This is a genomic window from Bradyrhizobium sp. WD16, assembly GCF_024181725.1.
GTDB lineage: Bacteria > Pseudomonadota > Alphaproteobacteria > Rhizobiales > Xanthobacteraceae > Bradyrhizobium_A.
This window is the reverse complement of sequence record NZ_CP028908.1, coordinates 1,602,683-1,615,715: the sequence shown is the minus strand read 5'-3', so window position 1 is coordinate 1,615,715 and position 13,033 is coordinate 1,602,683. Positions and strand designations below refer to the sequence as shown.

The 13,033-nt window shown below is 67.1% G+C and carries 12 protein-coding genes and 1 pseudogene; 7 read left to right on the top strand and 6 right to left on the bottom strand.

Annotation, left to right across the window (positions count from 1 at the left end; translation table 11 throughout):
• Window positions 1-80 precede the first annotated feature (80 nt).
• From DB459_RS07475 to DB459_RS07445, 7 genes and pseudogenes are all read left to right on the top strand, one after another.
• A pseudogene (locus tag DB459_RS07475) lies at window positions 81-368 on the top strand (aldehyde dehydrogenase family protein); the annotation flags it as partial.
• A 255-nt stretch (window positions 369-623) separates the two neighbouring features.
• Complete coding sequence (locus tag DB459_RS07470; RefSeq protein WP_253713461.1) at window positions 624-890, top strand: hypothetical protein; 267 nt, start codon at window positions 624-626, stop codon at window positions 888-890.
• A gap of 251 nt (window positions 891-1,141) precedes the next feature.
• Window positions 1,142-3,553: a TonB-dependent siderophore receptor gene (locus tag DB459_RS07465; RefSeq protein ID WP_253712258.1), complete on the top strand. Its 2,412-nt coding sequence runs from the start codon at window positions 1,142-1,144 to the stop codon at window positions 3,551-3,553.
• A 2-nt stretch (window positions 3,554-3,555) separates the two neighbouring features.
• A complete protein-coding gene (locus DB459_RS07460) occupies window positions 3,556-4,245 on the top strand; it encodes a Fe2+-dependent dioxygenase (protein WP_253712257.1) in 690 nt (229 codons plus the stop codon).
• A 24-nt stretch (window positions 4,246-4,269) separates the two neighbouring features.
• Window positions 4,270-5,229 carry a tonB-system energizer ExbB gene (exbB, locus tag DB459_RS07455; RefSeq protein ID WP_253713460.1) on the top strand — a complete coding sequence of 320 codons (960 nt, stop codon included), beginning with the start codon at window positions 4,270-4,272 and terminating at the stop codon, window positions 5,227-5,229.
• 12 nt (window positions 5,230-5,241) lie between these two features.
• Entirely contained in the window at window positions 5,242-5,697 is a 456-nt protein-coding gene (gene exbD, locus DB459_RS07450) for a TonB system transport protein ExbD (RefSeq protein WP_253712256.1), read from the top strand.
• 10 nt (window positions 5,698-5,707) lie between these two features.
• The gene (locus DB459_RS07445) at window positions 5,708-6,505 is read left to right on the top strand and encodes an energy transducer TonB (protein ID WP_371926890.1); all 798 of its coding nucleotides are present in this window, start codon (window positions 5,708-5,710) and stop codon (window positions 6,503-6,505) included.
• A 112-nt stretch (window positions 6,506-6,617) separates the two neighbouring features.
• Here DB459_RS07445 and DB459_RS07440 read toward each other — a convergent pair whose 3' ends face one another.
• The 6 genes from DB459_RS07440 to DB459_RS07415 form a co-directional block, all read right to left on the bottom strand.
• Entirely contained in the window at window positions 6,618-8,489 is a 1,872-nt protein-coding gene (locus DB459_RS07440) for a bifunctional sugar phosphate isomerase/epimerase/4-hydroxyphenylpyruvate dioxygenase family protein (protein ID WP_253712255.1), read from the bottom strand.
• A complete protein-coding gene (locus DB459_RS07435) occupies window positions 8,486-9,541 on the bottom strand; it encodes a Gfo/Idh/MocA family protein (protein ID WP_253712254.1) in 1,056 nt (351 codons plus the stop codon). The genes DB459_RS07440 and DB459_RS07435 overlap by 4 nt, the downstream gene beginning before the upstream one ends.
• On the bottom strand, window positions 9,538-10,290 hold the full coding sequence (locus tag DB459_RS07430; protein WP_253712253.1) for an ABC transporter ATP-binding protein: 753 nt from the start codon (window positions 10,288-10,290) through the stop codon (window positions 9,538-9,540). Before DB459_RS07430 ends, DB459_RS07435 begins: the two co-directional genes overlap by 4 nt.
• A 112-nt stretch (window positions 10,291-10,402) precedes the next feature.
• Window positions 10,403-11,146, bottom strand: a complete 744-nt coding sequence (locus tag DB459_RS07425; protein WP_253712252.1) for an ABC transporter ATP-binding protein — start codon at window positions 11,144-11,146, stop codon at window positions 10,403-10,405.
• On the bottom strand, window positions 11,143-12,159 hold the full coding sequence (locus DB459_RS07420; protein WP_253712251.1) for a branched-chain amino acid ABC transporter permease: 1,017 nt from the start codon (window positions 12,157-12,159) through the stop codon (window positions 11,143-11,145). Before DB459_RS07420 ends, DB459_RS07425 begins: the two co-directional genes overlap by 4 nt.
• Window positions 12,156-13,031: a branched-chain amino acid ABC transporter permease gene (locus tag DB459_RS07415; RefSeq protein WP_253712250.1), complete on the bottom strand. Its 876-nt coding sequence runs from the start codon at window positions 13,029-13,031 to the stop codon at window positions 12,156-12,158. Before DB459_RS07415 ends, DB459_RS07420 begins: the two co-directional genes overlap by 4 nt.
• Between the last annotated feature and the right edge of the window lie 2 nt (window positions 13,032-13,033).

Genomic DNA, 13,033 nt, shown 5'->3' with positions numbered 1-13,033 from the left:
CCCGGCTATTTGCTAGTGCGGTTTTGGATCTGACGCGCGTTTGAAGAACTCGCTACATGCAGGGGCGCGCTCGCATTCATCTCGCCGCCACCGGCTATGGCCTGACGCTCGGCATTCATTCGCGGATCGACGACACGGTTGACGCCGTCACATCGCGACTCGCCACCGGCAACGTCTATGTCAACCGCAACATGATCGGCGCCGTGGTCGGGGTGCAGCCCTTCGGCGGTCATGGCTTGTCGGGTACCGGACCGAAGGCGGGCGGCCCGCACTATCTGCCGCGCCTCGCCCGCGAGCAGACGCACACCATCAACACCGCCGCTGCCGGCGGCAACGCCGCGCTCCTGGCGCAGCAGGATGACGACTGAGGCGCTCACCGCGCTCATGGCGGTCAGATTTAGAGAGATTCAAGCCGAGGCGAGCTTTCGCCTCGGCTGGTTTGCCGTGTAACGCATCGGACAAACCATGCCCACGTCACCCGCGGCGCCTGCACGGCGGGCCTCGAAGGGCGGCGTGGCCAAAAGTGCGAGCGAAGCCAGGATCGTTCATCCTTTGAGACGCGCCCTTCAGGCCGCGCCTCGGGATGGCGGTCGATGGTGTCCGTCTCGCCGCTGGAGCTCCTCATGGATGAACTCAACGGCCGCATGATCGCGTGCCAGATCCTCGTCGCCGGCCTGATCGCGCGCGTCGCCAACCAGCAGGCCGATCCGGTGCGCTTCCTCACCGATTTTCGCGACGAGATCCGCGCCGTGGTGAAGGGCGTCAACATCGCCGGGCTCGAGGACACCGAGCGCGTGCGGCGCGCGGCCATGGTCACGGTCGACGAACTGTTCTCCCTGATGAAGCCGCCGAGCGAACCCGATCCCGAAGAGACACGCGAAGAAACGTGAAGTGGCGCCTTGCCACAACTGCTGCGGGCGGGGTTGGAGCCGATCCCGGCCTCGATGGCGCATTCCGCGGCCTGCAAGTTTAGAACGGTTTTGATCTGGAACGATTCAAGGCGGCTTTGCCGCCAATTAGACCTATTCGAATTGCTCCGCAAAGCCGCCGCATGTGAGACCTCGGCTGTCGGTCATCATCGCGATTGCGGCGCGAGATCGTCCGAACATGCGAATATCACTGGGGCTTTGGGGCATTATTCATGAGTGGGGTCAGGGCGCCGCGATCGCTGCGGTCGAACATCGTCATCGCAATTCCGAATGAAGCCGACTACCCGGCGCGGCGCGTCACCGCGGTCGCGGGCCTGATCGCGGTGGCTTCGATCGGTGGCGCCGAGGCCCAGCAGTCGACCCTGCCGGCGGTGACAGTCGATGCGCCGGTCGCGCGACCGAAACCGGCATCCAGGCCGACCGCCGATCAGGTTCGTGCCCGCACCGCGCTGCGCCGCGCCGCCCGGCGCCAGCGCGAGGCCGCGGCTCAGCCGGTGCCGTTCCCCAATGCCGGCGGACTGGCGCCGCCCGATGCCGACCCCTATGCGGATGCGGCGGCGCCCTACAAGGTGAACCGCCTGTCGTCCGGCAAGTTCACCGAGCCGATCGTCAATACGCCGAAGAGCATCACCGTCCTTTCCAAGGAACTGCTCGACGACAAGAACGCCACCAGCCTGCGCGAGATCGGGCGGACCACCGCGGGCGTCACTCTCGGCTCCGGCGAAGGCGGCAACGCCTTCGGCGATCGCTTCTTCATTCGCGGCTTCGATGCGCGCAACGACGTCTTCATCGACGGTATCCGCGACCCGGCGGTCAGCATCCGCGAGAACTTCTTCACCGAGCAGATCGAGATCCTGCGCGGCCCGGCGTCGTCTTATGCAGGGCGTGGCACGGCCGGCGGCGCCATCAACATCGTCACCAAGCAGGCCGCCGACCGCAATTTCTACAACGCCGAGTCGACCTTCGGCACGGATCGCACCAGGCGCCTGACCCTCGACGTCAACCAGGTCATCAGTCCGACCTTCGCCATGCGCGCCGGCGGCATGTTCCAGGATGCCGGCGTCGCCGGTCGCGATGTCACCACCGACAACCGCTGGGGCGGCTTCATCGCAACCAAGTGGACGCCGACGGATAACGTCAAGATCACCGCCAATTACGTCCATACCGATCTGAGCGGGATCCCGGATTTCGGCGTGCCTTATTACAAGCAGGGCAACGTGCCGGTGACCGAGGTCGGCGTGCCTCGCGAGGCCTGGTACGGCTTCCGTTACCGCGACTTCCAGAAGGTGAAGCAGGATTTCGGCACCGTCACCGGCGAGTTCAGGGTCAACGAGAACCTCACCCTCAGCAACAGGTCGCGGGCCGAGCGTTCGGTGCTCAACTATATCGGCACGCTGCCCGAGCAGCCGAAGACGTCGAACCCCAATCCGGCGCTGTGGACTTTCTCGGCCAATCCGCAGAGCCGCTACCAGGTCACTGACGTTCTCGCCAACCAGAGCGATGCCACCTACAAGTTCGACACCGGCCCCTGGAAGCACACCGCGGTCGTCGGCGCCGAATTCGCCAACGAGAAGGTCTCGATCGACCGCTATACCGGCCTCGCCTCGGAGGCGGCCGGTTCCAGCGCCTTCAGCGGGTCCGGCGCGCTGGCGAACCAGTCGATCTTCAGTCCGGCCTATACCGACCTGCCGTTTTATTCGTCGCCGACATTGATCGGCAATCCGACGCGCTACAACGTCGATACCAAGAGCGTCTACCTGATCGAGACCGCCAACTACGACGATCTTCTCATTCTCAATGGCGGCGTACGCTACGACGGCTACAGCATCACGTCGTCCAACAACACCGCCTCGAACGCCACCAGCGCCGATCTCGTCAATTACAACGGCGGCGTCGTCTACAAGCCGCTGCCGATCGGCAGCATCTACGCCGCCTATGCCACCTCCTCCAATCCGTTCGGCGCCGAACTTGACGGCACGGCGGCAGACTATGGCGGTTTCAGTCCGACGCTGTCGCCGACCCAGATCCTCGGGCCCGAGCGCAACAAGGGCGTCGAAATCGGCACCAAGTGGGAGCTGTTCGATCGCCATCTGCTGGTGAGCGGCGCGCTGTTCCAGACCGACAAGACCAACGCCCGCGAGACGGTCAACAACGTGCTCCAGTCGGGCGCGGCCTATCGCATCCAGGGCATCGATCTGGAGGCCGGCGGCAACATCACCGATCGCTGGAGCCTGTTCGGCGGCCTCGTGCTGATGAAGTCCAAGGTCACGCAGACGGCGATCGCCGGCAATGTCGGGCTGCAGCTCGCCAATATCGCCCACGAATCCTTCAGCCTGCTCACCAAATACAAGCTCGACGGCGGCTGGGAGATCGGCGGGCAGGCGATCTACCGTTCGAAGATCTACGGCGGCACCTTCGCCGCCAACACCGGCACCGAACTGCCGAGCTACTGGCGCTTCGACGCCTTCGTCGAAAAGAAGGTCAACGAGAATCTGAGCATGAAGCTCTACGTCCAGAACCTCACCAACGCGCTCTATTACGACACGCTCTATCGCAGCGCGGCGCCGTTCGTCGCAGTCGGCCCCGGCCGCGCCGCCTATCTCGTCACCACTGCGAAGTTCTGATCATGCTGATCTGTGTCCCCGATGTGCTGAGCAAGCAGGAGGTCGCCGACTTCCGCCGCGTCATGGACGCGGCGCAGTGGGAGGACGGCCGTGCCACGGCCGGCGGCCAGTCCGCGATGGTCAAGCACAACGAGCAGCTGCCGCCGGACGGCGAGGTGGCGCGCCGCCTCGGCCAGCGCATCATCTCGGCGCTGACGGCAAATCCGCTGTTCGTCTCCGCCGCCATACCGCGGCAGATCTTTCCGCCGCTGTTCAACCGCTACGCGGCGTCCGGCGGTCATCACTTCGGCATCCATGTCGACAATGCCGTGCGCGGCGATCCGCTGACCGGACTGCGCATCCGCACCGACCTGTCGGTGACGTTGTTCCTGTCGGAGCCGGAGGATTATGACGGAGGCGATCTGGTGATCGAGGACGACTACGGCTCGCACGAGGTGAAACTTCCGGCCGGCCATCTCGTGCTCTATCCCTCGGCCAGCCTGCACATGGTCACGCCGGTGACCAGGGGCGCGCGGGTGGCATCTTTCTTCTGGCTGCAGAGCATGATACGGGACGACCGCGCTCGCAGCATGATCTTCGACCTGGACGCAGCCATCCAGGGCCTGAGCGGGCGGCTCGGGCGCGGCGACCCTGAAACGGTCAAATTGACCGGCATCTATCACAACCTGATCCGCTACTGGGCCGAGGTCTGAGTGGGATTGCGAAAGGCGGTCATGATGAGGCGTATGATTTCTGTCCTTGCTGCCGGTCTGGTTGCGGCGCTGCTCGCCGTTCCAGTCGCGGCTCAGCAGGGCGCGGCCCAGCAAGGCGCGGCCCGGCCAGGTGCTCTTGCGTCGCCGGCGCCCGCGCCGATCGCCGCATCTCCCGCCGTGACCGCAACTCCTGCGGCGCCGCCGCCTGTCGTCGCCGCGCCGGTGGAGAGCGCCGCACCGCCGCCGGTCGCGGCCACCGACGCCGGCCCGCACCAGATCCGGGCACTGGCGGTACCGCATGAATTGTCGCCGTGGTCGATGTTCATGGCGGCCGACATCGTGGTCAAGGCGGTCATGGTCGGCCTCGCCTTCGCCTCGCTGGTGACCTGGACCGTCTTCATCGGCAAGTTCGTCGAACAGCTTCTGGCGCAGCGCCGGCTGCGCGGCGCGCTCGAGGCGATCGCGGAAGCCCGCTCGATCGCGGAGGCGCGGTCCGCCCTCGGCGACCGGTCCAGTATCCTGGCCGGGTTCCTTGCCGCCGCCCTGCGCGAGGCGCGGTTGTCCGCCGGCATCTCCAGTGACGCCGGCATCAAGGAGCGCGCGGCATCGAGCTTTGCGGAAATTTCCCGCGCCGAGGCGCGGCGGATGCGTTTCGGCATGGGTGTGCTCGCCACCATCGGCGCCACGTCGCCCTTCGTCGGGCTGTTCGGCACCGTATGGGGCATCATGAACAGTTTCATCGGCATCTCGAAGGCGCAGACCACCAATCTCGCGGTGGTGGCTCCGGGCATTGCCGAGGCGCTGCTGGCGACGGCGATCGGGCTCGTCGCCGCCATTCCGGCGGTGATCATCTACAATCATTTCGCCCGGGTGACGAAGGCCTATCTCGAGATGGTCAGCCGTGCTTCCGGCGCCGCCGGCCGGCTGTTGTCGCGCGATCTCGATCGCGCCCATGGCGGCGGCATGCGGACGGCGGCGGAATAGCGGAGGTCGACCATGGGCGTCACCTTCACCGACGTCGACGACGCCGACGATTTCGGCGAAACCCACGAGATCAACGTCACGCCGTTCATCGACGTGATCCTGGTGCTGCTCATCATCTTCATGGTGGCGGCGCCCCTGTCGACGGTCGACCTGCCGGTCGACCTGCCGTCCTCGACGGCGACGCCGCAGAAGCGGCCCGACAAGCCGACCTATGTCACCATCCAGGCCGACCTCGCGGTGGCGATCGGCGAGACACCGGTGAAACGTGTCGATCTGGTCAGCACCCTCGATGGCCAGGGCGGCGACGGCGGCAAGGATCGGCGCATCTTCCTGCGCGCCGATCGCACCGTGCCCTATGGCGAGATGATGAACATCCTCGATCTGCTGCGCAGCGGCGGCTACCTCAAGGTGGCGCTGATCGCCCTCGAGGGCGTGCCGGGCGGCGCGGCGGCGGCCGCCAAGCCGTGAGGCGACGTCCGTGAGCTTTGCCGACGCACCTGCCTCCCCCTCCCGCGTGCTCTGGATGAGCGCTGCCGCAGTGGCGCTGTTTCTGCATGTCGGCGGGGCCGTGCTGGCGTTCGCGCATCTGAGCGAAGCCGAGGTCGATGAGGAGCTCGGCGCGCCGGGCATGGAGATCAGCCTTGAACTCGCGGCGCCTCAGGCTCCGCCCTCGGACCTGCCGCCCGGTCCCGACAGCGAGGCTTCGCCGGCGTCCAATGCGGCCTCGGCGCAGAAGGCGGAGCTGATGCCGAGCGAGTTGCCGAAAGAAGTGCCGGTCGAGAGCGAGGAGCCCGATCGCGTCGTCGCCCCCAATGCCACCGACAAGCCGCCCAAGGACGAGCCGGTGAAGCCCGCGGCCCAGGCGGCGCCGGCGGCGGAATCCGCAGCTTCCGAAGCCACCGCGCGGCCGACCTCGGAAACCGCCAAGCCGTCGGATCGCGCCACCACGCCGGCCCAGGGCATCGGCGCAGCCAAGCAGCGGGTCCGCACCACTTGGCAGAAGGAACTGGTCGCCCACCTCGATCGCCACAAACGCTATCCCTCGGAGCGGACGGAGAAGGCGGCCGAAATCCTGGTGTCCTTCACCCTCGACCGGCGCGGTCACATCCTGGCGAGCAGCATCGCCAGGAGCTCGGGCGATCCGGCGTTCGACGCCGCCGCGCTGGCGATGCTCAAGCGCTCGGATCCGGTGCCGGCGCCGCCGCCGCTGATCGCCGACGAAACCTTGAGCTTCACGGTGCCGGTGATCTTCCGCGTCAACAAGGGGCGGGGATAGGCCTGCTGCCGTCCCGCGGCCTCGCTCATGCCCCTCACCCGGCGCGCGTCAGCGCGCCGGGTGAGGGGCTCATCGACGCGATCTGTGTCGGTACATCGTTCGCCCGTTCAACTCACCCGATCCGCGGCATGCCCACCGGGCGCGCCTCGCGCGCCTGGGCGGCGAGGCGGATCGCGGCATTGGCGGCGCCGAAGCCCTGGTAATTGCGCCGCTGCACGATCTCGAAGAAGAAACGGTCGTCGAAGGCGTGGGTATAGATCTGGAAGAATTCGCCGTCGCCCTCGCGATCGTAGAGAATCTGGTTCTCGCGCAGCAGCGTGATGACATCGGGGGCGAGATCGTACTTGGCCTCGATGTCGTCGTAGTAATTGTCCGGGATGGCGAGGAAGCTCGCGCCCCGCGCCCGCATCGCCTTCACGGTGGTGAAGATGTCGTCGCATCCGAAGGCGACGTGCTGCACGCCGGCGCCGAAGAATTCCGACAGGAAGCGCGCCGACAACGTGCGATTGGCGACCGAGCCGTTGATGATCAGGCGCAGCGAGCCGTCGGCGTTGCTGATCGCCTGGCTCTGCACCAGGCCGCCCGGATCGGCGACATCCATCTGCGGCGAGCGGGTGAGGTCGAGCAGCCCGGTGTAGAACAACAGCCAGGACAGCATGTCCTCGTAGGGCATGGACTGGGAGATGTGATCGACGCGGGTCAGGCCGCCGGCGGCGCCGGCGGCAAGCGCGGTGAAATCGCGGTCCCAGTTCTGGCCACCCGGCGTCAGGAAGTAGAGCAGGCTGCCGCCGACGCCGTGGATCGCCGGGATCTCGAGTTCGCCCGAGCCGACCGGCTGATGGAAGGTGCGGGTGTGCAGCGCCTCGGCCCGCGCCATGGCGGTATCGACGTCGTCGATCTCGAGGGCGATGGCGCAGACGCCTGGGCCGTGCGTGATGTAGTGGGAATGGGCGAAGCCGTGGGACTCGCAGTTGATCACGAGATCAATCTGTCCTTGCGTCCAGCGCTGCACCGCCTTGCTGCGATGCTGGCCGGTCTGCGTGAAGCCGAGCTGGCCGAACAGCGCGGCAAGGTCGCCGGCCTTGTCCTCGTTGACCGCGAATTCGATGAAGCCGACGCCGCGGCTGGCCTGTTTCGGCGGCAGGCGCGAGGGCCGCGGCGGCTGCGCCCGCGCCGCCACGTCGTCCTCGAGCAGGATCAGCGAGCGCAGGCCGTCGACGGCGACGCGGGCGGCGGATCCGGCTCGGAACTGGTCGTTGAAGATCTCCAGCGACAGCGGGCCGCCGTAGCCGGTGGCGGCGATCGCCTGCATGAAGTCGTTGAGCGGCAGGTTGCCCTGTCCGGGAAAGCAGCGGAAATGCCGGCTCCAGGACAATACGTCGAGGTCGATCTTCGGCGCGTCGGCGAGCTGCACCAGGAAGATGCGATCCTTCGGAATCGAGGCGATGGCGGCGGTCGGCAGCTTCGGCGCCAGCGCGTGGAAGCTGTCGAGGATCAGCCCGATCGAGGGGTGGTCGGCCCGGCGCACCACCTCCCAGGCGTCGCGATAGTCGTTGATGTGCCGCCCCCAGGCCAAAGCCTCGAAGCCGACCCGCAGCCTGTGCCTCGCGGCGATCTCGCCGAGCTCGCGGAAATCGTCGGCGGCGCGGTCGATGCCGCCGAGCGAGGCCGGCGAGACATTGCTGCAGATCAGCAGAAGATCGGTGCCGAGCTCCTGCATCAGCTCGAACTTCTTCTCGACGCGGGTGAAGTTGCGGCTGCGCTGCGGTTCGGGCATGCCCTCGAAATCGCGCAGCGGCTGGAACGCGCAGATCTCCAGGCCGAGGTCGCGGCACATCCGGCCGACGTCGCGCGGTCCACCGTCGAACGACAGGAAATCATTCTCGAAGATCTCCACCGCGTCGAACCCGGCGGCCGCGATGGCGCGCAGCTTCTCGTCCAACGCGCCGCTCAGCGATACGGTGGCAATCGCCCGCTTGTTCATGTCGCCTGCTCCATGGATGCCTGGGGGGCAACGCGCGTCCCGCTCGTTGCCGCCTTCTTGATCGCCTCGATGACCGTCAGCGTGCCGAGCGCATCACTGAGCGAGACTTCCGGCGCCGCCCGCCCGGCGACGACGTCGAGAAAGTGGCCGATCTGCGCGATCAGCGGATCGGCGTCGGCGACGTCGAGCCGCTCGCGGCGCAGCGGCGCGTGCCAGCCGGCCTCCCCGGCATAATCCCACAATTCCAGTCCGGGCGCCCTCAGCGAGGCCGACGCGCCGGCGAACAGATAGCAGGGTTCATCGTAATGCGGATAGATCGGGTTCTCGCCCGAGGCGATTTCCCAGCTCCACGGCGCCGGCGTCGCATCCGACAGCGTCACCGCGCCGAGCGCGCCGCCGGCGAAGCGCAAAGTCAGGGCGGCAGTGTCCTCGACGGCGAAACCGCGGGCGCCATCCGCGGTCATGGCCTGCACCTCGGTGATCTCGCCGCAGATGAAGCGCAGGCTGTCGACGTCGTGAATGAGGTTGATGAGGATCGGCCCGCCGCCCGCCTCGCGGCGCCAGGCGACGTCGAAATAGGCGTCCGGCTTCTTGATCAGGAACAGCGCCGTCACGGCGGTGAGCCGGCCCAGGCGTCCGGAGCGGACGATGTCGCGCATGGCGCGCACGCGCGGATTGTGGCGGCGGTGATGACCGACCAGCACCGCGGCGCGGCTCGACGCCGCCGCCTCGACCAGCGGCCGTGCCGCGGCGACGCTCTCGGCCACCGGCTTTTCGATCAGCACCGGGATATCGCGGGCGAGGCAGTGACAGGCGACCGGCACATGTTGGGCATTGGGCGTGGCGATGATGACGCCGTCGAGCGGCATCGCTTCCATCAGGGCCTCGGGCGCGCGATACCAGCGCAGCCCCGCGGCGGTGGCGAAGGCCTCGGCTTCGGGCGAGGGATCGGCAACGCCGGCGATGTCCGCGCCGTCATGGGCCCGGATCACCTCGGCGTGCTTGCGGCCGATGGCGCCGAAACCCGCGATGCCGAGCCGCGGCCGTGTCATGCCGCTTCACCGCCCGTTTCACCGCCCATGGCGCCGCCAAGGAAGAGCTGGCCGATGCGGGGATCGTTCAGCACCTTCTGGGCGTGGTCGACGAGGCGGGTCTGGCCGAGTTCGAGGACGATGCCGTAATCCGAGATCTCCAGCGCCGAGCGCGCATTCTGCTCGATCATCAGCACCGAGACGCCGCGGTCGCGCAGTTCGCGCAGGATCGCGAAGGTTTCCTGCACCATCAGCGGCGACAGCCCGATCGAGGGCTCGTCGATCAGCACGAGCTTGGGGGCGAGCAGCAGGCCGCGGACGATTTCGAGCTGCTTCTGCTCGCCGCCGGACAGGGTCGAGGCCTGCTGGCCGGCCTTGCGGCGCAGCGCCGGGAAACGGTCGAGCGCCGCCTCGATCCGGCCGTGCAGGTCGGGGATGCCGCTGCCGGCGGCGACGGCGCCGAGCTCGATGTTGTGGCGCACCGAGAGTTCCGGGAAAATGTTGCGGCCCTGCGGCACGTAGCTGATGCCGGCGGCCAGCAGCTTGCGCTGGCTGAAGCCGGTGACGTCCTCGCCCTTGAAGACGATGCGCCCCTCGCGCAGCTTGAGCAGTCCGAAGATCGCCTTGAACACCGTCGACTTGCCGGCGCCGTTGGGGCCGATCACCGTCGTGATCGTGCCGGCCGGCACGCTGAATGTCGTGCCGTTGAGGATGGTCATCTTGCCGTAGCCGCCGACCAGGCCCTGCACTTCGAGGATGGTGTCGCTCATGCTGCGTTCCTCAGGTCAGTGTCGGGCGAATGGTGCGCCCCCGTTACCGACGTCCTGCCCGGCCGGGGCCTGGCCATTGAACCTTGGACGAGTGCTTGAGGTCGCATGGCTCTCAATGCCCCAGATAGGCTTCGATCACGGCCGGGTCGCGCCGCACCGCGTCGGGACTGCCTTCGGCCAGAACCTTGCCTTCGGCCATGACGATGACGCGGGAACACAGCGACATCACGAATTCCATGTTGTGCTCGATGACGACAAAGGTTGCGCGCTTCTCGCGGTTGATGGCGGCGAGCCGCTCCTTGAGGTCGGCGAGCATCGACAAATTGACGCCGCCGGCAGGCTCGTCGAGCAGCACGAGGCGTGGCCCGCCCATGAAGGCCATGGCGGCGTCGAGCAGCTTCTGCTGGCCGTAGGACAGGCCGCCGGCCGGCTCGGTGGCGAGATGGTCGAGCTTGAAGAAGGAGATCATCTGGTCGGCCGCCCCGCCGAGGCCGGCATCGGAAGATCCGAACAGGCGCGACAGCATGCTGCCCTGGTGCTCCTGGCCGGCGAGAATGAGGTTCTCGCGCACCGACAGCTTCGGAAACACCTGCAGGAGCTGGAAGGTGCGGCTGACGCCGAGGCGGTTGAGCTCGGATGGACGCATGCCGGTCGTGACGCGGCCATCCACCTTGACCTCGCCGGCGCTGGGCGTGAGCTGGCCGAGAATGCAGTTGAACAAGGTCGACTTGCCGCAGCCATTGGGGCCGATCAGGCCGAGGATCTCGCCTTCCTGGACCTCGAAGCTGACGCCGTTGACGGCCGTGATGCCGCCGAAATGCTTCTCGATGCCGCTGACCTGGAGGACCGGGCTCATGGTGCGGTCTCCAGCTGGGCCTTGGCAGAGGCGCGCTTGGCCGAGGCGGCGCGGGTGCGCCGCTCGTTGAGGATGCGGTCGAGGATGCCGAGAATGCCGGATGGCGAATAGATCAGCAGCGCGATCACGGCGACAGCGTACAGCATCAGGTAATAGCCCTGGGTGAAGCGCAGCCACTCCGGCAGCAGCACGGCGATCATGGCGCCGAGGAACGGTCCGAAGAAGAATCCGGAGCCGCCCACGATCACCATCATCAGCAGATCGAGCGACAGCGACAGTCCGAACGGCACCGGATCGATATATTGCGTCAGCGGCGCGTAGAGGGTGCCGGCAACGCCGCCCAGCGCCGAGCCGATGGCGAAGGCCATCAGCGTGTAGCGGCGGGTATCGATGCCGAGCGATAGCGCCCGCAGCGGATTTTCGCGCAAGGCGACGAAGGCGCGGCCCCAGGGCGAGCGGATCAGCCACCACACCGCGAGCGAGACCAGCGCCAGCGATCCGAGGCAGACATAATAGAACGGCAACGGCTTGCCGGTCGCGAAGCCGAGGATATGGGGCCGCGGGATGCCGCTGATGCCGTAGATGCCCTTGGTGAGCCAGTCTTCGTTGCGGAACACCAGGAAGGCCAGGGTCGAGAACGCCAGGGTGACGAAGGCGAGATAATGGTGCTGCACCCGCAGGGCAGGATAGCCGAGGATCCAGCCGACGACGAAGCAGAGCGCCACGGCGACGACCAGCGCGCCGAGGAGCGGTAGCGGGCCGATGCCGGGAATCCCCTGGGTGGTGAGAATGGCGGCGCTGTAGGCGCCGATGCCGACGAAGGCGCCCTGGGCCAGCGACACCTGCCCGGCATAGCCGAGGGTGAGGTTGAGGCCCATGGCGGCGATGGTCATCACCGCCCACTGGCTGAGGATGAACAGGCCGTAACGGTTGAAATTCATCGGCACCAGGATCAGCGCGGCGATCACGGCCGCGCCAATGCCGATCCGGATCAGGGTGGCGGTGCGGGTCATACCGTACGCTCCTCGGCGCGGCCGAGCAGGCCCTGCGGCCGGAACAGGATGATGACGATCAGGAGAATCATCGGAATGGCGGCGCGATACTGGGTCGAGACATAGGCGGCGCCGAGATTGTCGACGACGCCGATCAGGAGCCCGCCGGCGATGGCGCCGCGCACCTGATTGAAGCCGCCGACGATGGCGGCGATGAAGGCGGCCTGGCCGAGCACCTCGCCACTGGAGAATTTGGCGAGATAGATCGGCGTGATCAGAATCGAGGCGATCGCCACCAGCGCCGCATTGATGACGAAGGTCAGGAGAATCATCCGCTCGACCGGTACGCCGATGATGCGCGCCACTGTCGGGTTCTGCGACGCCGCCTGCATCTGGTGGCCGATCGAGGTGCGGTTGAGGAAGGCGGTCAGCCCCAGCACCACCACGATGGCGAGGATCAATACGCCGATGCTCTGCACCGCCACCGGGCGGCCGAACACGGCGATTTCGCCGCCGGGGATCAGCGACGGGAAGGGCGAGGCCTCGGCGCTGTAGAACTGCTTGACCGCTTCCTTGATGCCGATGGCCAGCGCCATGGTGGCGATGGCGAGCGGCAGCACGCCGTGGCGCAGCATGGGGTCGACGAGCAGCAGCTTGAAACCGAGGCCGAGCAGGATCACCGACAGGGCGATGCCGATCAGGATCGCCAGCCAGAACGGCGCGCCGGCGTTCATCGCGGCCAGCATCAGGAAGGCCGGCAGCATGACGAATTCGCCCTGCGCGAAATTGATCGTCTGCGATGTCTGCCATAGCAGCGTGAAGCCGACGGCCACGAGCGCGTAGATCGCGCCGGTCGCAAGCCCTGCGACCAGCAGGTCGAGCAGATTGGACATGT

Excerpts from the sequence above, each read along its gene's own strand:
- DB459_RS07430 (WP_253712253.1), bottom strand. The coding sequence starts at position 10,290 with ATGAGCGACACCATCCTCGAAGTGCAGGGCCTGGTCGGCGGCTACGGC.
- DB459_RS07420 (WP_253712251.1), bottom strand. The coding sequence starts at position 12,159 with ATGACCCGCACCGCCACCCTGATCCGGATCGGCATTGGCGCGGCCGTG.
- DB459_RS07425 (WP_253712252.1), bottom strand. The coding sequence starts at position 11,146 with ATGAGCCCGGTCCTCCAGGTCAGCGGCATCGAGAAGCATTTCGGCGGC.
- DB459_RS07440 (WP_253712255.1), bottom strand. The coding sequence starts at position 8,489 with ATGAACAAGCGGGCGATTGCCACCGTATCGCTGAGCGGCGCGTTGGAC.
- exbB (WP_253713460.1), top strand. The coding sequence starts at position 4,270 with ATGAGGCGTATGATTTCTGTCCTTGCTGCCGGTCTGGTTGCGGCGCTG.
- DB459_RS07415 (WP_253712250.1), bottom strand. The coding sequence starts at position 13,031 with ATGTCCAATCTGCTCGACCTGCTGGTCGCAGGGCTTGCGACCGGCGCG.
- DB459_RS07470 (WP_253713461.1), top strand. The coding sequence starts at position 624 with ATGGATGAACTCAACGGCCGCATGATCGCGTGCCAGATCCTCGTCGCC.
- exbD (WP_253712256.1), top strand. The coding sequence starts at position 5,242 with ATGGGCGTCACCTTCACCGACGTCGACGACGCCGACGATTTCGGCGAA.
- DB459_RS07465 (WP_253712258.1), top strand. The coding sequence starts at position 1,142 with ATGAGTGGGGTCAGGGCGCCGCGATCGCTGCGGTCGAACATCGTCATC.
- DB459_RS07460 (WP_253712257.1), top strand. The coding sequence starts at position 3,556 with ATGCTGATCTGTGTCCCCGATGTGCTGAGCAAGCAGGAGGTCGCCGAC.
- DB459_RS07435 (WP_253712254.1), bottom strand. The coding sequence starts at position 9,541 with ATGACACGGCCGCGGCTCGGCATCGCGGGTTTCGGCGCCATCGGCCGC.